25 protein-coding genes are annotated in these 18899 nt (G+C 40.2%); 21 read left to right on the top strand and 4 right to left on the bottom strand.

Annotated elements, in window-relative coordinates; translation table 11 throughout:
• Window positions 1-9 precede the first annotated feature (9 nt).
• From Q0058_RS10835 to Q0058_RS10800, 8 genes are all read left to right on the top strand, one after another.
• Window positions 10-837 (top strand): MlaD family protein, encoded by an 828-nt coding sequence (locus tag Q0058_RS10835; protein ID WP_298223797.1) that lies wholly within the window; start codon window positions 10-12, stop codon window positions 835-837.
• Between the two features lie 60 nt (window positions 838-897).
• Window positions 898-1299, top strand: coding sequence for a low affinity iron permease family protein (locus Q0058_RS10830; protein ID WP_298223795.1), 402 nt, complete (start codon window positions 898-900; stop codon window positions 1297-1299).
• 91 nt (window positions 1300-1390) lie between these two features.
• A complete protein-coding gene (locus Q0058_RS10825; protein WP_298223793.1) occupies window positions 1391-1858 on the top strand; it encodes a hypothetical protein in 468 nt (155 codons plus the stop codon).
• A gap of 5 nt (window positions 1859-1863) precedes the next feature.
• Window positions 1864-2016, top strand: a complete 153-nt coding sequence (locus Q0058_RS10820) for a lmo0937 family membrane protein (protein WP_298223792.1) — start codon at window positions 1864-1866, stop codon at window positions 2014-2016.
• Window positions 2017-2045: 29 nt separating this feature from the next.
• Complete coding sequence (locus Q0058_RS10815) at window positions 2046-2303, top strand: YtxH domain-containing protein (protein ID WP_298223790.1); 258 nt, start codon at window positions 2046-2048, stop codon at window positions 2301-2303.
• Window positions 2304-2384: 81 nt separating this feature from the next.
• Window positions 2385-2738: a hypothetical protein gene (locus Q0058_RS10810; protein WP_298223789.1), complete on the top strand. Its 354-nt coding sequence runs from the start codon at window positions 2385-2387 to the stop codon at window positions 2736-2738.
• Window positions 2735-3031, top strand: a complete 297-nt coding sequence (locus tag Q0058_RS10805) for a hypothetical protein (protein ID WP_298223787.1) — start codon at window positions 2735-2737, stop codon at window positions 3029-3031. Before Q0058_RS10810 ends, Q0058_RS10805 begins: the two co-directional genes overlap by 4 nt.
• A gap of 100 nt (window positions 3032-3131) precedes the next feature.
• Entirely contained in the window at window positions 3132-3326 is a 195-nt protein-coding gene (locus Q0058_RS10800) for a hypothetical protein (protein WP_298223785.1), read from the top strand.
• A gap of 76 nt (window positions 3327-3402) precedes the next feature.
• Here Q0058_RS10800 and Q0058_RS10795 read toward each other — a convergent pair whose 3' ends face one another.
• Window positions 3403-3828 carry a hypothetical protein gene (locus Q0058_RS10795; RefSeq protein ID WP_298223783.1) on the bottom strand — a complete coding sequence of 142 codons (426 nt, stop codon included), beginning with the start codon at window positions 3826-3828 and terminating at the stop codon, window positions 3403-3405.
• A 229-nt stretch (window positions 3829-4057) separates the two neighbouring features.
• On the opposite strand from Q0058_RS10795, the gene Q0058_RS10790 reads away from it, so the two are divergent.
• From Q0058_RS10790 to Q0058_RS10780, 3 genes are all read left to right on the top strand, one after another.
• Window positions 4058-4594 carry a hypothetical protein gene (locus Q0058_RS10790; RefSeq protein ID WP_298223781.1) on the top strand — a complete coding sequence of 179 codons (537 nt, stop codon included), beginning with the start codon at window positions 4058-4060 and terminating at the stop codon, window positions 4592-4594.
• Window positions 4595-4857: 263 nt separating this feature from the next.
• Window positions 4858-5313 carry a GNAT family N-acetyltransferase gene (locus tag Q0058_RS10785; protein ID WP_298223780.1) on the top strand — a complete coding sequence of 152 codons (456 nt, stop codon included), beginning with the start codon at window positions 4858-4860 and terminating at the stop codon, window positions 5311-5313.
• 112 nt (window positions 5314-5425) lie between these two features.
• Window positions 5426-7834, top strand: coding sequence for an outer membrane beta-barrel family protein (locus tag Q0058_RS10780; RefSeq protein WP_298223778.1), 2409 nt, complete (start codon window positions 5426-5428; stop codon window positions 7832-7834).
• A 77-nt stretch (window positions 7835-7911) separates the two neighbouring features.
• Here the strand turns inward: Q0058_RS10780 and Q0058_RS10775 are convergent, their stop codons facing one another.
• On the bottom strand, window positions 7912-8226 hold the full coding sequence (locus Q0058_RS10775) for a rhodanese-like domain-containing protein (protein WP_298223776.1): 315 nt from the start codon (window positions 8224-8226) through the stop codon (window positions 7912-7914).
• Window positions 8227-8385: 159 nt separating this feature from the next.
• Between Q0058_RS10775 and Q0058_RS10770 the strand changes: the two genes are divergently transcribed.
• The 10 genes from Q0058_RS10770 (at window position 8386) to Q0058_RS10725 (ending at window position 16751) form a co-directional block, all read left to right on the top strand.
• Window positions 8386-8844 (top strand): MarR family transcriptional regulator, encoded by a 459-nt coding sequence (locus Q0058_RS10770; RefSeq protein WP_298223774.1) that lies wholly within the window; start codon window positions 8386-8388, stop codon window positions 8842-8844.
• Window positions 8845-8862: 18 nt separating this feature from the next.
• Complete coding sequence (locus Q0058_RS10765) at window positions 8863-9495, top strand: NAD(P)H-dependent oxidoreductase (RefSeq protein WP_298223772.1); 633 nt, start codon at window positions 8863-8865, stop codon at window positions 9493-9495.
• A 23-nt stretch (window positions 9496-9518) separates the two neighbouring features.
• Window positions 9519-10127 carry a YceI family protein gene (locus Q0058_RS10760; protein WP_298223770.1) on the top strand — a complete coding sequence of 203 codons (609 nt, stop codon included), beginning with the start codon at window positions 9519-9521 and terminating at the stop codon, window positions 10125-10127.
• A gap of 129 nt (window positions 10128-10256) precedes the next feature.
• Window positions 10257-10814, top strand: a complete 558-nt coding sequence (locus tag Q0058_RS10755; protein ID WP_298223768.1) for a YceI family protein — start codon at window positions 10257-10259, stop codon at window positions 10812-10814.
• A 43-nt stretch (window positions 10815-10857) separates the two neighbouring features.
• Complete coding sequence (locus Q0058_RS10750) at window positions 10858-11427, top strand: aminodeoxychorismate/anthranilate synthase component II (RefSeq protein ID WP_298223766.1); 570 nt, start codon at window positions 10858-10860, stop codon at window positions 11425-11427.
• Between the two features lie 99 nt (window positions 11428-11526).
• Entirely contained in the window at window positions 11527-12153 is a 627-nt protein-coding gene (locus tag Q0058_RS10745) for a TetR family transcriptional regulator (protein ID WP_298223764.1), read from the top strand.
• A 67-nt stretch (window positions 12154-12220) separates the two neighbouring features.
• Entirely contained in the window at window positions 12221-13480 is a 1260-nt protein-coding gene (locus Q0058_RS10740) for a TolC family protein (RefSeq protein ID WP_366869731.1), read from the top strand.
• A 4-nt stretch (window positions 13481-13484) separates the two neighbouring features.
• Window positions 13485-14564 (top strand): HlyD family secretion protein, encoded by a 1080-nt coding sequence (locus tag Q0058_RS10735; protein ID WP_298223760.1) that lies wholly within the window; start codon window positions 13485-13487, stop codon window positions 14562-14564.
• A gap of 132 nt (window positions 14565-14696) precedes the next feature.
• Window positions 14697-16286 carry an MDR family MFS transporter gene (locus tag Q0058_RS10730; RefSeq protein WP_298223758.1) on the top strand — a complete coding sequence of 530 codons (1590 nt, stop codon included), beginning with the start codon at window positions 14697-14699 and terminating at the stop codon, window positions 16284-16286.
• Window positions 16287-16409: 123 nt separating this feature from the next.
• Window positions 16410-16751 (top strand): hypothetical protein, encoded by a 342-nt coding sequence (locus tag Q0058_RS10725; RefSeq protein ID WP_298223756.1) that lies wholly within the window; start codon window positions 16410-16412, stop codon window positions 16749-16751.
• A gap of 44 nt (window positions 16752-16795) precedes the next feature.
• Here the strand turns inward: Q0058_RS10725 and Q0058_RS10720 are convergent, their stop codons facing one another.
• Entirely contained in the window at window positions 16796-17971 is a 1176-nt protein-coding gene (locus Q0058_RS10720) for a C1 family peptidase (RefSeq protein WP_298223754.1), read from the bottom strand.
• 69 nt (window positions 17972-18040) lie between these two features.
• Complete coding sequence (yaaA, locus tag Q0058_RS10715) at window positions 18041-18799, bottom strand: peroxide stress protein YaaA (protein WP_298223752.1); 759 nt, start codon at window positions 18797-18799, stop codon at window positions 18041-18043.
• Window positions 18800-18899 lie beyond the last annotated feature (100 nt).

The raw sequence follows: 18899 nt of genomic DNA, 5'->3' as shown, positions 1-18899 counted from the left end.
ATCATTCACATGGAAAATAGTTCAGGATTCAAAATCAAATTAGGCGCTTTCGTAGTGTTTGGCATACTCATCTTTGTCGTAGCGATGTATCTCGTTGGGGAAAACAAAAACCTGTTCGGAAGCACGTTCGAGCTCAAATCGCATTTCAAAAATGTCAGCGGTTTGCGCGAAGGCAACAATGTCCGTTTTTCGGGAATTACGATCGGAACGGTCAAAAACATTGAGTTCGTTTCAGATTCCAATGTCGTGGTTTTTATGACCATCAAGGAAGACGTGCGCCAGTACATCAAAATTGACGCGAAAGCCAGCATCGGTTCCGACGGTCTGATGGGCGACAAAATCCTGACGATCGCTCCGGGTTCGAATTCGAATAAAGTCGTTACAGATCGCATGACGATTGCTTCCAAACCGACCGCCGGAATGGACGAAATGATGGACGGTTTCAAAAAAAGTGTCGACAATGCTGCGATCATCACCAACGAACTGGCCGTGTTCACCAAAAGCATGAACAATCCGAATGGCGCGATTTCGAAACTGATGAACGATCCGAAATTTTCCAACAACGTGCAATCGATTATGAACAATGTCGATCGTTTTACCCAAAAAATGAACAACAAAAACAACGTGTTGTCGAAACTTGTAGACGATGAGAAACTGGGCAACAAAATCGATTCGACCATTACAGGAATTGGCGAAACCGTAGAAGCGGCACAGCATAATATTTTACTGCGCGGTTACATCAACAAAAAGAAAAAAGCCGAAACCAAAAAGAAGCAACAAGCCGCAAAAGAGGCCGCTGCCAAAAAAGAAACGGAACTACCTGGAAAAGAAAAATAGATCCTGAGTATTGTTTTGATTCATTGACTGCAGACTAACACTTACTCAAAACTAAAAGCCATGAAAATAATATACCGACATGCTGAAACTGGTTTTGAAAAACTGGTTTCGATAGCTACGACCGTTTTGGGAAATTCGATCACTTTCATGTTTGCGGTGATTATGGTTGCTTTTTGGTGGATCAACAGCATCTCGTTTTCGACCGACATCCATGAAGTCATCGGCGATATCATTTTTGGTTCGACGTTTCTGTGCTTGTTCATCATCCAGAAATCCTTTAATAAATTTTCGGCGGCTTTGCATGTAAAGATTAACGAACTCGTCTCGGCCAATGAAAATGCGCGCAACGCCGTGATGAATCTTGAAGTGAAAACGGAACACGAAATCAACGAACTGACCAAAGAATATATCGATCTGGCGGAACAACACGAAGAAGAAAACAGCGACACAGCCAAACCATAATGTAAATTATATAATGTATTGTAATAGTTGTGTAACACTTTTGAAGGCCGGTTTTAGCAATTTTACAACATAGAAACAAACACAAATCATCATGAAAAAATCCATTTACACGCTAGCCATGTTGACCTTATTATACGGAGGATTGACAAGCTGCAAATCAAATACAGAAAAACAGGAAGACGCCGTCGAAAACGTCCAGCAAGCCAATGAAGATCTGACAGAAGTGCAACAGGAAAACAAAGTGGATGAAGCTACCGAAAAAGCCAATCAGGCCAAATGGGAAGCTTTTAAAGAAGATGTCAATGCGACGATTTCCAGAAACGAAGAGCGCATTGCCGAACTCAACAAAGACATCAAAAGACAAGGCAACCAACTCGATGCTAAGTATCAGAAAAACGTCGATGAGCTTCAGAAAAGAAATGAAGATCTCAAAGTGAAAGTAAAAATTTACGAAACCGATAAAAAACAAGATTGGGAATCTTTCCAAACAGAATTCAATTCGGATATGTCGGATTTGGGCGACGCATTAAAAAATTTCACGTTAAACAATAAAAAATAGAAAATATGGGCAATCTACTTTACACCATCGCGGTCATCTTAGTCATTCTTTGGGCTATCGGCTATTTTGGTTACGCAGCCGGAGGCATCATTCACATCCTGTTAGTGATCGCAGTCATTGCAATCATCCTAAGGTTAATCAAAGGAGAAAAAGTATAACATTAATCACAAATAAATATCCAAATATCATGAACTCAAGCAAAGTATTATTAGGCATTTTAGGCGGCGTGGCCGTGGGTGCCATAGCAGGTGTTTTATTGGCTCCGGCCAGTGGAAAAGACACAAGAAAAAAATTATTAAAGAACGGTAAAGGTTATATCGATGATCTCAAAGACAAATTTGAAGATCTTCAGAACGAAGTGACCGAGAAATACAACGGTTTCCTCGATGATGCCAAAGATATGGTGGCCGCGAAAGAAAAAGAGATCGCTAAAAACTTAAAATAGTGATGCTTTTGGAGGAACCTGCTTGTGTTGTCAATGAACGCAAGCAGGTTTTTCTTTTACCATTATTTAAAAATCTAAACCATGGAAAATCAAGAATCACCGGTAGAACAACTGATTGAAAAAGCAGAAGACTACGTCAAAACTACTTTCGAGTTGTATAAATGTCAGGCTGTTTCCAATGCATCCGATTTTATTACGGATATCGCGGCGAAGATGTTCCTCACCATTTTTATGGTCATGTTCCTCTCGATGGTCAACATTGGTGCGGCGCTCTGGATCGGCAAACTTTTGGAAGAACCTTACTATGGTTTTTTTATTGTCGCTTTATTTTATTTGCTAGTCGGTTTGGTGGTTTATCTTTTTAGAAATGATTTACTCAAAACTCCGATCAGCAACAGTATCATCAAAAGTTTCATGAAAGAAGAACTGCAATGAAAAATCAAGCCCAATTACTCACACAACGCATTCAGACGCTCGAAATTCAACAAGCTGAAGATTTGATGGCCTTGAAATACCAGCTTCATGATTCGCTCGAGAGCATTTCGCCTCTGAATTACATCAAGAAATCCATCAAAGACATCGTGCGTGCTCCCGATCTCAAAACCGATATGGTCAATGGCGTGGCGGGTTTAGCGTCTGCCTATCTTTCTAATAAAATAGGGCTTTTCGGTTTGGCTAAAGGACCGATCAGAGGCCTGGTGCAATTCATCGGAAGGAAGTTTTTCTGATGGCATTCAAAACGCATTCCTTCTTAAAATTGAAATATTGATAACAGTATTTCAATTTTTTTTTTTGACTCATTAATAAACCTTCAAAATCAACAACAACATGGAAAAACGTGTATTAGGAATCATTTTATCGATTATGGGAATCGTCGGTCTTATTTATGCCGGCATTACTTTTATGAACGGAAACGGCAACACGAAAGATATCAAAACTATCATCATTACAGGAATACTGGGCGTCATTTTCTTTTTTGGCGGGATTGGTCTGGTGAGAAATACCAACGACAAACCCACATAAAAAACCTATTGAATCAAATGCAAAAAAAAGGAAGTACTACCGTGGTAATACTTCCTTTTTTACGAAATGATTTTTTTTAATCAGCAGAAGCGAGAGCATCGGTTGCTTTTCCTGGAGCAGTAACTTTTTTTGGTGGTGTCGGTCTGCTAGAAAAGTTCGCCGGGAATTTCAATTTGTGTATTGCCAAAAATTGTTGTGGATTATCGCCTGTGTAATCTTTAATCATCTCATAAGCGCCGTTTCTGACGCAATAACCTCTTGTAGTGAAATCGATGGTTTCTGAAGTCGTCCAAACGCCGTTTTGATTGATTAGGTATAAAGCTCTTTTGGTATCGAAATAAGCCTGCATGTTTGGGTAATAGTAATAACGAACATCTACATAAGAAGAAGTTGCTTTTTTCTCAATCTGGAGGTCTATATTGGTTTCAGCACTGTCTTGTGCTTTTACATTGTGTAGCGGAAAAAATAAGATTCCTAAAGCGATAAGTAATGTTGTTTTCATGATTGCTATGTTTTAAATTTCTTAGTAATTATTGATATGGTAAAATTAGCCCCAGAATGGTTTTTTGGAGTTATAAGAACCGTTCACAATATTTGCACAATTCACATAAAGCCTTTATTTATAAGGATTCAGCAATATGTGAATTATGAAACTTAATGTTAAAATTGTAAAACCCAAGCCGCAGCTTTGCCTTTATCTTTGTAGTATAACAATGCAAAAAACTACGATTATGAAAACTATTTTATTAGGAGTTTCAGTCCTATTATGCTCCTTAAACAGCATAGCACAGAACAAGAATGTACAGGAAACCACAAAAACGACCGTCACCACAGTAAAATCATCTGACGGCGAGAAAAAATTCGTGAAAAATGAAAACACGACCGAAGTGCAAAACATCGAACTTAAAGAAGCCCAACCCAACACCCTCAACATTGAGATGAAAGAATCTCCTGTGAGCGTCACTTCCACCACGCAAATCACCAATCCTGACGGAAGCACCAGAACGGTCGATGTAGACCGAAGTTCTTATTACGATATGAATGGAACACAATACAAATTGGCGCTCGATGCTTCGGGATATACCATGACAAACGGCCGCGAAAAACCGGCTTTGCTCAGAAAAACTTCCACGAACAGTTATATCTTCCGTTCGAAAAACAAAACCGCGGTTGGGTATTTCGATACTAAAGGAAACTTAGTACTGGAAACCTACGACGACAAATCAGATAAAGTCTCGGTCGAAACCTACAGCGTCGTCAAACAATAAACAAACAAAAATAATTGCGCACAAAACGTCCTACCGTTTTTGTTGCATTTAGATTTCCTCCTGTTAAGTGTCAAAACTTAATGGGGGGATTTTTTTTAGGAGCTGATCCCGCTATCCGTTCCCAATCTTTAGCGTCGAACACCGCCGCTAAAGGATTTCCACTTTTATCGGGGCTAGGGCTTTGCGTAATCCAATAAAACACAAAATAAAATTCACTCCTTTTCCACAAAAACCTTTATTTTTATCGCACTAAAACAAACAAGATGATCACCACCATAAGAACACAATCCGACAATACCGATTTTCAAACCCTAGTCAAAGAACTTGATCTTGATTTACAAATCCGTGATGGCGCCGAGCATGGCTTTTACGCACAGTTCAACTCGATTGCCATGCTCAAACACGTTATCGTTGCTTATGACGGAACACTTGCTGTAGGTTGTGGCGCGATCAAACCTTACGATGAAAGCACGATGGAAGTCAAACGCATGTTTGTGCTTCCAGAAGAGCGCGGAAAAGGCATCGCCTCCATCGTTTTAAAAGAACTCGAATTGTGGGCTCAGGAACTTGGTTATCAAAAATGCCTTCTCGAAACCGGAACCAAACAACCCGAAGCCATCGCGCTCTACAAAAAAAACCAGTATCAAATCATTCCGAACTTCGGGCAATACGCCGGCGTGGAAAACAGCGTGTGTTTTGAAAAGCAACTCGAAGCCTGAATCAAATTTATTAACAACTCTGGTTGTAACTAAAAATCTTTTTGGCTGACCAAGTAGTTGTCTTCGCTATTTTTGTCAGGACAAAATTCATCAATCATCCTATTACATTCTTATGAAGCAATTTTTCTCCTTTACTTTTCTATTCATCATCACATTCATTACAGCCCAGGAACATCAAATTTCAGGTACTTTAAAACTAGCCAAAGAAGCACCAAGCTCCGGAATAAGTGTATTGCTTTTTCAAACCGGAAAGGATGTTTTTTACAAAGCTGCTGTAGCCGATAAAAACAATGCCTTTAGTTTTTTGAATATTCCCGATGGCGATTATTACATCCAGATTAAAGCCGTTGGCTATAAGGAATACCGTTCGGAAGTGTTCAAAATGAATGCAGCTGCGGTTGTACTTCCGGCTATCACTTTAAAAGAAGCCGTCAACGAACTATCGGAAGTGGTCATCAAAGGCAAAAAACCGATGATTCAAGTGCTCGCAGACAAAACGGTGTTTAACGTACAAAATACAATCAACGCCACGGGAAGTTCAGGTTTTGATCTTTTGCGTAAAGCGCCCGGCGTAATCATTGACAACAACGACAAACTGATCGTAGAAGGAAAAACCGGCGTGCTCATCTACATCGACGGAAAACAATCTTATCTGACCGGAGCCGATTTGACCAACTTTCTGAAAACCATCCAAGCCAGCGACATCGACAGTATCGAAATCATCACGCAACCTTCATCAAAATATGATGCAGCTGGAAACGCGGGTATCGTTAACATCAAACTCAAGAAAAATAAAAATTACGGAACCAACGGAACCGCTTCTTCAGGTGCAAACATTGGTAAATACGAAACGGCCATCAATTCGATTTCATTAAACAACCGCAACAAGAAAAACAATATCTACGGGAATTACAGCAACCGTTTTGGCGATAACTATGATTTCATCAACATCTACCGCGAGCAGAGCAATACGATATTCGATTCTAAATCTAAAACCCAGAATACGGTCAACGCCAACAACCTCAAATTAGGCTATGATTATTACGCGAATGCCAAAAACACGTTTGGGGTGATGGTCAGCGGCAATTTCAATAACAGTTTCGCAAACGTCAGAACGCGTACGCCGATCAGAAAAATCAATACGAGCGTGAATGACAGCATTTTGTTGGCTAAGAGCAACGGGCATACGAGAACCTACAACCTTTACTCCAATATCAATTATAAATATGCCGATACGTTAGGCGTTTCGCTGAACATGGATTTGGATTACGGAAAATACGACCGCAAAAAAGACAATTACCAACCCAATACCTATTACGAAAACGACGAAGCGACGATTCTGAACGAAAACAACAGTTTTCAGAATACGCCGGTAACGATTGATATTGAGTCTTTCAAAACTGATTACGAGCAGAATTTCCTCAAAGGGAAACTTGGCTTAGGCGTGAAAACTTCGTTGGTCAAAACTGACAATACGCTAGATTATTATGATGTGGTATCCGATGTCAGCACTTTAAATCCGAACCGAAGCAACCAATTCCTTTATAAGGAAAACGTCAATGCGGGTTATCTGAATTACAACCGCACGATTAAGAAAATCAACTTCCAGTTCGGGCTGCGTGTCGAGAATACGAATTCCGATGGAAAACTGAATGCATTAGTTGCCAGCAATAATGAACGCGTGAAAAGAAATTACACAGATTTCTTCCCAAGCGGCGGAATTACTTATAATGTAAACCAAAAGAATGCTTTGGGACTGACTTACAGCAGAAGGATCGAAAGACCGGATTATGAGTCCTTAAATCCTTTTGAATATCAGCTTGACGAATTGTCTTTCCAACGTGGGAATCCGTTTTTGAAGCCACAGTATACCGACAACATTAAGTTTTCGCATACTTACAATTATACCTTGAATACGAGCATCAGTTATTCGCATGTCACGGATTATTTTGCGCAGGTCATTGAGGCTGCAGGTCCAAGCAAGAGTTTCCTGACTTCCAAAAATGTCGCTGATCAGCAAGTCATTGATCTTGGCGTTTCCTATCCGTTTGATGTCAACAAATGGTGGAATGTTTATTTGAGCGTGAATGCGTTTCAAAGTAAATTCATGGCGACGAACGATTCGTTCATCTCCATCAAACAGGAAACTTTGAGTTTCTATGGGCAGAACAATTTCAAGTTGCCGAAAGAGATCAATTTGGAAATTTCAGGTTGGTACAGTTCGCCTTCCATTTGGGGCGGAACCTTCAAAACCAGTAGTATTGGATCTTTAGACATTGCGGTGCAGAAACAATTCTGGAATAAGAAATTTACCGCCAGAGTAGCTGTTTCGGATGTATTGTACACTTCTCCATGGCAAGGGAAAACCGAATACGCTTTTGTGAAAATCAATGGAAATGGCGGTCAGGACAGCCGACAGTTGCGTTTTAACTTAACCTATAAATTCGGTAACGACGCTGTAAAAAAATCGAGACAACGCGAAACCGGTTTAGAAGACGAGAAAAACCGTATCAGTAAATAATGATTAGACTATGAAATTGTAAGATTTTAACACGATAAGATCTTAAAGTCTTAAAATCTTACAATCTTAAAATCTCTTTATTCAGGAGCTACCACTTCCCCATTCCATTGCATCATGCCGCCGATAAGGTTGTATGTATTCTCGAAACCAAGTTGGTTCATGATATTGCAAGCTTGCGCACTTCTGCCGCCAGCTTTGCAATAGACATAATAATTTTTTGATTTGTCGAGTTCTTCAAGTTTGTAAATGAATCCCTGCCCTTGATATAGGTCAAGTTTTATTGCATTGGGGATGATGCCTTCGCTCCATTCTTCGGGCGTTCGCACGTCAAGGATAGCGGCATTTGGGTCTTGTAGTAATTGTTCTGTCCAGTCTTTTTGGGATAAATCCATCTTTTTTTCTGTAAAAATAATAAAATCTTCTGCTGGTTTTCAATTTCAAACCTGCGATGCGGAAGCTTTCCGTAGAATTAACAAAAAAATAACACACATTTGTATATACAAATATAAAAACACAGTACATTTGTACCTACAAATTTTGTAATTACAATTATGACCATTGAAGAAATCATAAAATCAAATGTAATCCTTGATGATGCCAAAAGAGTCATCCTCAATTTGATGTATACTCAAAATTTTATGGCAGATAAGTTTAGCGAATTGCTCAAACCTTATGATTTGTCTGGAGAACAATATAATGTACTTCGGATTTTAAGAGGTCAGAAAGGTTTACCTGCTAACATGAGTGTGATTCAGGAACGCATGATTGCCAAGAACAGCAACACCACCCGATTGATCGATAAATTGTTGCTAAAAGAATTGGTAACCCGAAAAGTCTGCCCTGAAAATCGTAGAAAGATTGAAATTTTAATTACCAACAAAGGATTAGAACTTTTGCAAGAACTCGATCCGAAAGTTACTGCTCACGAGCAGTTTTACGCTTCAAACCTCACTCAGCAAGAATTATTGGAACTCAACAGATTGCTAGAAAAATATAGAACATTAAAATAATTTAACACCATAACCATCATGACAGGATTTATAGAAAATCAGAATTGGCGTTACGCCACCAAAAAATTTGACAAAACGCGCAAAGTTTCAGCGGAAGATATAGCCACATTAAAAGAAGCCATCAGGCTTTCAGCTTCTTCCTACGGATTACAACCTTACAAAGTAATTTTTGTTGAAACCGAAGCATTAAGATCGCAATTGCAACCAGCAGCTTGGGGACAAAGCCAAATTACAGAGGCTTCACATTTGGTAGTTTTTGCTAATATTACCAATTTTGGAGACCACGAAATTGATCAGGCTATAGAAAACCTAACCACTACAAGAGGCTTACCAGCTGATGCTTTAAATGGTTACAGTGATTTTATGAAATCGAAAATCTCACCATTACCCTTAGAAAGCAGAAACAACTGGACCTCCAAACAAACTTATTTAGCCTTAGGAAACCTTTTGAATGCTGCCGCGGAACTTAAGATTGATGTTACGCCAATGGAAGGTTTTGATCCGGTTCAATTCAACACCATTCTAGGATTAGACAAACTCGGGTTGAATGCATCAGTGATTGCCACTATCGGTTACAGAGATTCAGAAGATGCCACCCAACACTATATCAAAGTGCGCAAATCTAACGAAGAACTATTTTTAACTTTATAATTAATAACCATAAAAATCAAACAATGAAAAACTTAAAAACACTCGCAGTAATTGCTTTCGCAGCATTATCAACAACATTGGTTTCAGCGCAAACTAAAGCCAAAGCACCTCAAGAAAAAGCTCAGACACAAGGGAAAAATATCGATGTAGCCAAAAGCACCATCAAATGGACAGGGAAAAAAGTAACCGGCCAGCATGAAGGAACCATTAATTTTAAAGAGGGTACCCTATTGTTCAAAAACAATAAATTGGAAAGAGGTAAATTTACCGTAGACATGAACTCAATCGCAGTAACGGACCTCAAAGCCGGCGAAGGAAAAGAAAAATTAGAAGGCCATTTGAAAGCAGATGATTTCTTCGGAACGGATAAATTTGCTACGGCTTCCATCATGTTTACAAAAGTAACTCCAAAAGCCAATGGTGTTTATACGGTTACCGCTAATTTAAAAATCAAAGAAAAAACGAATCCTGTTACTTTCGATATTACTGTAAAAGGAAATACAGCGACAGCGAATCTAGTGGTTGACAGAACGAAATACGATATCAAATACGGTTCAGGAAGCTTCTTCGACAACTTAGGAGACAAAGCGATTTCTGATAATTTTGACTTGGCTGTATCCCTACAGTTCTAAAAAATTGGGAAAAATTGCTGAAAAGAACCTTGACTTAACGGTCAAGGTTTTTTTGTGCGCTTTCGTTTTTGGTAACCATCTTTTCGTAACTTTGAAAGAACTCAATATCAATTATTTAAAGATGACATTATGAAAAAGACACTCTTCATGCTCTTAGCCATTTGCTTTATTGGTTCGGTTTCGGCCCAGGTTCGTAAAATCAACGTTAAGAATAGTACCATCACTTGGGTCGGAAAAAAAATAACCGGCGAACATCAAGGTTCTTTAAAGTTTAAAGAAGGTTCGCTTACTTTTAAAAGTAAAACCTTAACCAACGGCAGTTTTACAGTCGATATGACTACCTTAACCAACACCGACCAGACCGGAAAAGGGAAAGAAAAACTCGAAGGCCATTTGAAGTCTTCAGATTTCTTCGCAACTGATGAATTTAAAACTGCGAAAATGGTATTCAAAACCATCAAGCTCAAAAGCAAAGGAACTTATGGTATTGCTGCAGACCTTACCATCAAAGGAAAAACCAATCCCGTAACTTTCGATTTAATAACCAAAGGCAAAACAGCCACAGCCAATCTTATCATTGACCGCACGAAATTTGGTATCCAATATGGTTCCGGCAGTTTCTTTGATGATTTGGGCGACCGCACGATTTATGACGAATTCGAACTCCAAGTGAAACTTTCCTATTAATCATTTCCTATTTTTGCAGTGCCCAACCGCCTAAAATAAGACCATGAAGAAAGTAGTCATCATCGATAATTACGACAGTTTTACCTACAATTTAGTGCATTACTTTGAAGATTTTCTTTGTGAAGTGACCGTTTTGCGCAATGATGAATTCGAACTCGATGAATTAAAACCTTTCGATAAAATTGTACTTTCTCCAGGGCCAGGCGTTCCTAGTGATGCAGGTTTGCTAAAAGCGGTGATCGAAACCTATGCGAAAAACAAAAGTATACTCGGGGTTTGCTTAGGCCAACAAGCCATTGGTGAAGTCTTCGGCGGCAGCATTGTGAATCTTGAAAAAGTCTATCACGGCGTCGCGACGAAAATCAATGTAGTGGTCAATGACGAAACTCTTTTCGAAGGTTTGAATCAGCAGTTCGAAGTCGGACGCTACCATTCGTGGGTCATTAACACTGAGGATTTTCCGGAAATTCTTGAAATTACTTCGCTTGGCGAAAACGGCGAAATCATGTCTTTACGTCATAAAACTTATGATGTGAAAGGCGTGCAGTTCCATCCTGAAAGCGTCCTCACTCCAGATGGCATGCAAATATTAGCCAACTGGGTCAAGCATTAAATCTTGTTAAGTAGCCGTTAATATTATGTTAAATCAAATTTAAACAATCGTTTAATTTAAACAAACGTTTAAATTTGTCTCGTTTTTAACATGACTATTATGCCTCACGATTTAAACGAAAAACAAATACAGATTCTTCAGGTGGCTGAAAAGCTGTTTGCCGAAAAAGGGTTTGACGGAACTTCCATCAGGGATATCGCCAGAGAAGCCCACATCAACGTCGCGATGGTTTCGTACTATTTCGGTTCTAAAGAGAAAATGCTCGAATCATTGATTTTTTCGCGTACTTCTGATATGAAATTACAGTTGGAAACTTTGTCCAAAGAAGCGATTTCATCCATCGAAAAGATAAACAAGCTTATAGAATTGTACATTTTCCAAATTAATAAAAACAAATGTATTTACCAGATTCTGCATTTTGAACTGACTTCTAAAAAAAGGGAACTTGATCTCAAATCGTTCACAGAAGTCAAAAAGCAAAACTTCGAAATCATTAAAAAAATAATCATCGAAGGCCAGAAAGAAAACGTTTTCCGAAAAGACATCAACATCTTCCTGATTCCATCCACCATCCTTGGACCTTTTTTCCATTTCCAGATGAACCGCCCACATTATGAAGAAATGCTCGGATTAGAATCCGATGCGGCTTACGACCAATACATCAAAACCGAACTCACCAAACACATTCAGCAAACCATTCAATCCCTGCTTCTTTATGAAAATTAACGCCATCAGATTCCTTATAGTATTGCTGTTTGGAATCTCCAGCATACAAGCACAACAAAAAACCAGCATGTCAGTACATGACGCGGTAGCCATGGCGCTCGAAAAAAGTGATGCCGTGGGCCTAGCCAAAGCGAAAGTAGAAACCAAAAAATTCGAAAAGCAAGTCGTGCAGAACAATCAGTACCCTGATGTCAAACTTTCGGGGCAATACATGCGTTTGACGAATGCCAATATCAATATCAAAAGCCAATCGAATTCAAATTCGGGCAGTACTTCAGGCGCATCAAAACCGGTGAATCAGTTGATGTTAGGTCAAGCCAATGTCGGTCTGCCTTTGTTCTCAGGTTTTAAACTCAAAAACAGCATTGACGCTTCGGAACATCTTTACCAATCGGAAGTCGCGAGTGCCGAACACTCGAAATCGGAAACTGCAATTCAGGTTATTGAATATTACGCCGCCTTATACAAAGCGCAGCAAACCGTCGAACTTTTAAAGGAAAGCCTCAAAAGCAGCCAACAACGCGTCACTGATTTTACAGCTTTGGAACAAAACGGCATCATCGCCAGAAACGATTTGTTGAAATCACAACTGCAGGTTTCGAGAATCCAATTGAATTTAGACGAGGCCGAGAAAAACCTTAAGATGATCAATTTCCGTCTGATTACTTTATTGAAAATGAATTCGAACACGCAAGTCGTAGTAAGTCCGAGTAACATTGATCCTAATCTGTTCAATAACCTTCCAAAAACCGAAGCCGAAGCGATTGAAAAACGCGATGATGTTGCTTCAATCCGTTCGCTCGAAAAAGCGAGTGAGTCTGAAATTAAAGTGGCCAAAAGCGGTTATTATCCTGCCCTATCGCTAAGTGCCGGTTACATTGCGCTTGACATTCAAAACGCTTTGACCGTTTCTAATGCCATGAATGTTGGTGTTGGAGTATCATATAACTTGTCTTCATTATTCAAAAACGGCAAAGACGTCAAAGTCGCCAAAAGCAAAGCGATTGAACTTCAAAAACAGGAAGCCGAACTCACCGACGCCGTCAAAATACAAATCAAAAATGCGCAGGAAGATTACGAACTTGCCGTCAAACAAGATAAGGTTTACAGCGAATCCGTCATACAATCTTCTGAAAATTTCCGAATCGTCAAAGACAAATATGAAAACGGATTGTCAAACACCAATGATTTGCTCGAAGCCGACGTCGATGCCTTAAGTGCCAAAATCAACCTTGCGAATGCCAAAGCCAACGTCGCTTTAAAATATTACGAATTACTAAACACTACAGGCCAACTTTTGGAATCCTTCAATCTCAGCAAAAACTAACATCATGGAAGCAAAAAAAACCAACAAGAAATTCATCATCATTTTCTCCGTATTGATTCTCGCAGGCGGCACTTACGGCGTTTATAAATTCTTACATTCTCGCGCCCACGAAACCACAGACGATGCGCAGATTGAGAAAAACATGAACCCGATCATTCCAAGAATAAGCGGTTATGTGACCAAAGTGTATGTCAAAGACAATGATTTCGTAAAGAAAGGCGACACTTTATTCACGATCGACAACAAAGATTATATCGTAAAAGTCGAGGAAGCCGAAGCCGCGTTAGTAGCCGCACAAGGAAGTTATGCCGCCGCAAAAGCCGACGTTCAGGGTGCTTCCGCAAATATTTCCGCATCAGATGCGAATGTAAAATCTGCCTCGGGCAACATCGAAACCGCCAAAATTCGATTGGGTTTGGCTACGAATGATTTCGAACGTTACAACAATTTGTATAAAAACCACACGATCACCAAACAGCAATTCGAACAAGCTTTAGCCGCCAAACAAGAAGCCGAAAGCCAATTGCGTATTTTACAGCAACAGCAAAAAGCCAGCGCTTACCAAAAAACCGTGATCGAAGCCAAATCGAATGTCAGCGGAAAACAAACCGACGTCGCCGCCGCCAACATCAAAAAAGCGCAAGCCCAATTGGACGCTGCGAAACTGAACCTCAATTACACCGTAGTCACCGCAGCGATTGACGGACAAGTTTCCAAAATCAGCATACAACCTGGCCAATATTTGCAACCCGGACAGTCGTTGTTCTACATCATCAACAACGCCGAAGCATGGGTAATCGCCAACTTCAAGGAAACGCAACTCAACAAAATGGTCGCCGGCCAAAAGGTTTCCATCAAGGTCGATGCTTATCCTGACACGGAATTCGAAGGCACGATTGCTTCGTTCTCGCCTGCTACTGGTTCGCGCTTTTCGTTGCTTCCGCCTGATAATGCTACTGGAAATTTCGTCAAAACGATCCAACGATTGCCTGTAAAAATCACGCTCGATACGAACAACGATATCGAAAAAATCAAACTGTTGCGTCCGGGCATGAATGCGGATGTAGACGTTCATTTGAAGTAATTTTTTCAGAAGCTGATCCTGCTATCCGCTAAATCTTTTGCGCCGAACGCCGGCACAAAAGGATATCGCTGCTATCAGGGCTAGCGCAATCGTACACCAATTTACTTTTAATGCTCAAAAAGAAAATCCAATATGGCAGCACCAACTGTTCAGGCCGATGATTTAGTAGAATACGGATTCCGCCGTGTGATCATTACGATCACTGCGGTGATGTGCGCATTGCTTGAGATCGTCGATACCACGATTGTCAACGTAGCGCTGACCGACATGCGTGGAAGTCTCGGCGCTACGCTCAACGATGTGGCTTGGGTGATTACAGCTTACGCGATTGCGAACGTTATCGTCATCCCGATGACGAGCTGGCTTTCACAACAATTCGGACGGCAGAATTATTTTGCGGTTTCGATCATCATATTCACCACGGCCTCATTCCTTTGCGGGAATGCAGACAATATCTGGGAACTCGTGGCTTTCCGTTTCATCCAAGGTTTGGGTGGCGGTGCGTTACTGGTGACCGCTCAAACGATTATTACTGAAAGTTATCCTGCTGCAAAACGCGGTATGGCGCAAGCTATTTATGGAATGGGCGTGATTGTTGGCCCGACTTTAGGCCCGCCTTTAGGTGGTTATCTCGTCGATAATTTCTCGTGGCCTTATATATTTTACATCAATATTCCGCTTGGAATCATCGCTACTTTCCTAACCTTGACTTTTGTAAAAAGCCCAAAATATGGAGAAAAACTCAAAGCGCATCAAGTGGATTGGTGGGGCATTTTGTTTCTGGCGGCGTTCATCGGATCGTTGCAATTTGTATTGGAACACGGCCAACAGGACGACTGGTTCAACGACGAGGTCATTGTGACATTGAGTATTGTAAGCGTATTAGGATTTTTAGCATTCATCTGGCGCGAAATGACCTATGAAAATCCGATTGTAAATCTTCGGGTTTTGAAAGATGGAAACCTGCGCGTCGGAACGGCGATGTGTTTTATCCTTGGTTTTGGTCTATACGGATCGACTTTGGTGATTCCGATCTATACGCAACAAATTCTAGGCTGGACGGCCACCGATGCGGGATTGCTGTTGATTCCGGGATCGATTACAACCGCTTTCATGATGCCGATTATTGGGAACCTGATTCAGAAAGGTGTGCCTCAGGCCTATCTTGTGGCTCTTGGTTTTGCGATTTTCTTTGGCTTTACTTTTTGGATGTATAATGTCATCACACCGGATACAGGCGTCGAACATATGTTTTGGCCTTTAATCATGCGCGGTATCGGACTTGGCTTATTGTTCGTTCCGATTACGACGATGGCTTTGTCAACCCTTAAAGGGAAAAGCATCGGAGAAGGCGCGGCGTTTACAGGAATGATGCGTCAGTTGGGCGGTTCTTTTGGGATTGCGATCATCACGACTTATATCACGCGTTTTTCGCAAAAACACCGCGTGGATTTGATTGCGAATTTGGATGTCACTAAAATTGAAGTGCAACAGCGCGTCATCCAACTTCAAAAAAGTTTCATGGCGAAAGGGTTCAGTCCTAATGAGGCATTGGCAAAAGCCTACCAAATCATGGATTTTTCAGTAACAAAACAAAGCACTGTGATGTCGTATATGGATATTTTCTGGTATCTCGGGTTGATGTTCCTTTGTTGTATTCCGATCATCCTGTTCATCAAAAAAGGAAAATCGAAAGTCGACATGTCAGAAGCGATGCATTGACAGCTTGTCGGTTTAGATTGACAACTTATCGATTTTATTAACAAACGCATTCCTACTTAAAAAATTTATCTTTACATTTGATTGATAATAAATCAATTAAGTCATTTTTAAAGCATAATGATTATGGGATTATTTAGAAACAATACCAAAAGAATGATTCAGGAATTTCGCGATAAAAGCGAATATTATTCGAATGATTTAAGCCGCGACATCAAGGAATCTTTCGAGGAACTAAAGTCCGAATTTGACGAACACCACCAGGTATATTCAGATTTTACCGAATTTGTTTCCCAAATAAAAAGCAAACTGACCGCCATCGAAGCCAAAAAATTAGAGGAATTATCGAGTGGCTTAAAACACATCAACCGTTGCGCTAAAAAAGGCGTGGAATCAATGCGCGAGTTGTCCTTAAGCCAAAGAAAAATTACCCGCGAAACTTTGAGAGTATACGAAGAGTTTGAGTAAATAAAATTCCAAAAAAAATCCCGATTCGCATCGGGATTTTTCATTTATACTCTGATTTTACTTTTGGTAGCTTTCGGAATTCCCGCCTTGTTGAGCAAAATTCCCGTAGATTTCAATTGTACGAACGCTTTGGTCACATACAAATAACCTTTATAATCATTGGTCGCGCCCCAGGAATTTTTCACTTTATAGTATTCTTTTCCGTTTTGGTCTTTGGCCAAACCAACTATTTGCATCGCGTGGTCGTCAGTTGTCGTCAAAGTGTATAAACCTTCCAAACGCAAATCTTCCGTAACTTCTTTCTCTTTGATTGGGCCATCGAAAAGGGTTTTCTTTTGCTCAGGCGTGATGTTGTAAATGTCTAAATCCGGAACTTCGGCTACACCGTTTTTCCAACTGAAGTATGGTTCTGAAACATCTGAAGACCAAGCCACCGTGTAACCTTTAGTCAAAGCATAATCGATGATATCAGTCATTTCTTTCATCGGAACGTTATACACTTGATCATAGCTCCAGTTGTCCGGCACAGGCAAAACCATTTTCTGGTAATACGGATTGTCTTTATAAGAAGAAAACTCTACATAATCATCCGGATTGATGCCCACGACTTCTTTAGCAAACGTTTTTGGCGTGTAGGTTTTTCCGGCATAAGTAAATGTTTCAGGCAGTTTACCCAATTTCTCATCCATATAATTGTTGATGTCGGTAACCCATGAAGCACCTTTTTTCGGATCTTCATTTTTGATGTACGCATCGAGTATTTTTTTAAATTCCGCTTGGAAGTCATCCGATTTCAAAGCACCTTTTCCGTAATCTTCATAAGTGTAAGCCTGTTGTGGCATTGCGCCGTATTTGCGCAACATATTCATGACATCGTGCGTTTCGCCGCCATCGCCCAATCCTATGTTTCCATTAAAAAGGATATAGTTTCTGGCTTTGCCTAAATAAACGTGGCGTGCAGAATAGATTTCGGCCAAATCAACCGGTGCTTTTCCGTTTTTGATCATTTCAGATTCCAGAAATGAATTTCCCGAATAACTCCAGCAAGTTCCCGCTGAACCTTGACTTTTCACGGATGTATTCTCAACGTTGATGACATCTTTGAACTCAAATTTGGAATTCACCGAAGCATTTCCAATCACTTTTTTGATCAGTTCGTCCTGAGCGAACAAACTCAGCGAACACAATATTCCTGCGAATACGAAACTCTTTTTAATCATATTTAAAATTTTTAATGGATGTAAATGTAATAAAATACTATACAAGAGCAATTTAATTAACATTCTGCGCTAACGCGTGAAAACCAAAGTATTGCCTTTCGATAAAGTGGCGTCGAAACGATAGCCTTCATAGTTAAAGCCTTTTAAATCCTCGATGGTTTCCGCATTCGTATCGATGATATAACGCACCATCATGCCTCGCGCCTTTTTCGCAAAGAAGCTGATCATTTTGAGTTTTCCGTCTTTCATATCGAGAAAATCTGCCGTGACCACGGGAACTTTAAGTGCTTTAAAATCAATGGCTGAAGCGTATTCGTTGCTCGCTAAATTGAGAAACAGTTCGCCTTTTTTGAGTTCTTTATTTAAGGCTGCAGTCAACTTCTTTTTCCAGAATTCATATAAGTTTTTATTTTCTCCAATAGGCAAATGCGTTCCCATTTCAAGTCTATAAGCCTGTACCAAATCGAGTGGTTTGAGCAATCCATACAAACCTGAAAGAATGCGAAGTTTGTCCTGTAGCGGTTCTAATTTATCTTCAACAATCGAATAACTGTCTAGGCCAATATACACATCGCCCGCGAAAGCGTACATCGCCGGGCGTGCATTTTCGGGCGTAAAAGGCGTTTTCCAAACTTTGTTGCGTTGCCAGTTGAGATCGGCAAGTTTGTCGGAAATCGACATGAGTTCCATGAGTTCTTTCGGCTTTTTCTTTTTGATGGCTTTGTTGATCACACGACTGTCTTTGAGGAATTTCGGCATCGTGTGTTTTGGCGTCGGTAACGGCTTTTCGAAATCGAGCGATTTGGCTGGAGAAATGATAATTTTCATGGTGCTTTTTTTGGTATTCAAAAATAAGCATTCCAAATAAAAAACAACACTATAAAGGAACCAATAAAGTCTCTTAAATTGGGTTTATCAATAAACATCC

The organism is Flavobacterium sp., assembly GCF_027484705.1.
Taxonomy (GTDB): domain Bacteria; phylum Bacteroidota; class Bacteroidia; order Flavobacteriales; family Flavobacteriaceae; genus Flavobacterium.
This window is presented reverse-complemented; position numbering and strand designations above follow the sequence as displayed.

Excerpts from the sequence above, each read along its gene's own strand:
- Q0058_RS10835 (WP_298223797.1), top strand. The coding sequence starts at position 10 with ATGGAAAATAGTTCAGGATTCAAAATCAAATTAGGCGCTTTCGTAGTG.
- Q0058_RS10830 (WP_298223795.1), top strand. The coding sequence starts at position 898 with ATGAAAATAATATACCGACATGCTGAAACTGGTTTTGAAAAACTGGTT.
- Q0058_RS10825 (WP_298223793.1), top strand. The coding sequence starts at position 1,391 with ATGAAAAAATCCATTTACACGCTAGCCATGTTGACCTTATTATACGGA.
- Q0058_RS10820 (WP_298223792.1), top strand. The coding sequence starts at position 1,864 with ATGGGCAATCTACTTTACACCATCGCGGTCATCTTAGTCATTCTTTGG.
- Q0058_RS10815 (WP_298223790.1), top strand. The coding sequence starts at position 2,046 with ATGAACTCAAGCAAAGTATTATTAGGCATTTTAGGCGGCGTGGCCGTG.
- Q0058_RS10810 (WP_298223789.1), top strand. The coding sequence starts at position 2,385 with ATGGAAAATCAAGAATCACCGGTAGAACAACTGATTGAAAAAGCAGAA.
- Q0058_RS10805 (WP_298223787.1), top strand. The coding sequence starts at position 2,735 with ATGAAAAATCAAGCCCAATTACTCACACAACGCATTCAGACGCTCGAA.
- Q0058_RS10800 (WP_298223785.1), top strand. The coding sequence starts at position 3,132 with ATGGAAAAACGTGTATTAGGAATCATTTTATCGATTATGGGAATCGTC.
- Q0058_RS10795 (WP_298223783.1), bottom strand. The coding sequence starts at position 3,828 with ATGAAAACAACATTACTTATCGCTTTAGGAATCTTATTTTTTCCGCTA.
- Q0058_RS10790 (WP_298223781.1), top strand. The coding sequence starts at position 4,058 with ATGAAAACTATTTTATTAGGAGTTTCAGTCCTATTATGCTCCTTAAAC.
- Q0058_RS10785 (WP_298223780.1), top strand. The coding sequence starts at position 4,858 with ATGATCACCACCATAAGAACACAATCCGACAATACCGATTTTCAAACC.
- Q0058_RS10780 (WP_298223778.1), top strand. The coding sequence starts at position 5,426 with ATGAAGCAATTTTTCTCCTTTACTTTTCTATTCATCATCACATTCATT.
- Q0058_RS10775 (WP_298223776.1), bottom strand. The coding sequence starts at position 8,226 with ATGGATTTATCCCAAAAAGACTGGACAGAACAATTACTACAAGACCCA.
- Q0058_RS10770 (WP_298223774.1), top strand. The coding sequence starts at position 8,386 with ATGACCATTGAAGAAATCATAAAATCAAATGTAATCCTTGATGATGCC.
- Q0058_RS10765 (WP_298223772.1), top strand. The coding sequence starts at position 8,863 with ATGACAGGATTTATAGAAAATCAGAATTGGCGTTACGCCACCAAAAAA.
- Q0058_RS10760 (WP_298223770.1), top strand. The coding sequence starts at position 9,519 with ATGAAAAACTTAAAAACACTCGCAGTAATTGCTTTCGCAGCATTATCA.
- Q0058_RS10755 (WP_298223768.1), top strand. The coding sequence starts at position 10,257 with ATGAAAAAGACACTCTTCATGCTCTTAGCCATTTGCTTTATTGGTTCG.
- Q0058_RS10750 (WP_298223766.1), top strand. The coding sequence starts at position 10,858 with ATGAAGAAAGTAGTCATCATCGATAATTACGACAGTTTTACCTACAAT.
- Q0058_RS10745 (WP_298223764.1), top strand. The coding sequence starts at position 11,527 with ATGCCTCACGATTTAAACGAAAAACAAATACAGATTCTTCAGGTGGCT.
- Q0058_RS10740 (WP_366869731.1), top strand. The coding sequence starts at position 12,221 with ATGTCAGTACATGACGCGGTAGCCATGGCGCTCGAAAAAAGTGATGCC.
- Q0058_RS10735 (WP_298223760.1), top strand. The coding sequence starts at position 13,485 with ATGGAAGCAAAAAAAACCAACAAGAAATTCATCATCATTTTCTCCGTA.
- Q0058_RS10730 (WP_298223758.1), top strand. The coding sequence starts at position 14,697 with ATGGCAGCACCAACTGTTCAGGCCGATGATTTAGTAGAATACGGATTC.
- Q0058_RS10725 (WP_298223756.1), top strand. The coding sequence starts at position 16,410 with ATGGGATTATTTAGAAACAATACCAAAAGAATGATTCAGGAATTTCGC.
- Q0058_RS10720 (WP_298223754.1), bottom strand. The coding sequence starts at position 17,971 with ATGATTAAAAAGAGTTTCGTATTCGCAGGAATATTGTGTTCGCTGAGT.
- yaaA (WP_298223752.1), bottom strand. The coding sequence starts at position 18,799 with ATGAAAATTATCATTTCTCCAGCCAAATCGCTCGATTTCGAAAAGCCG.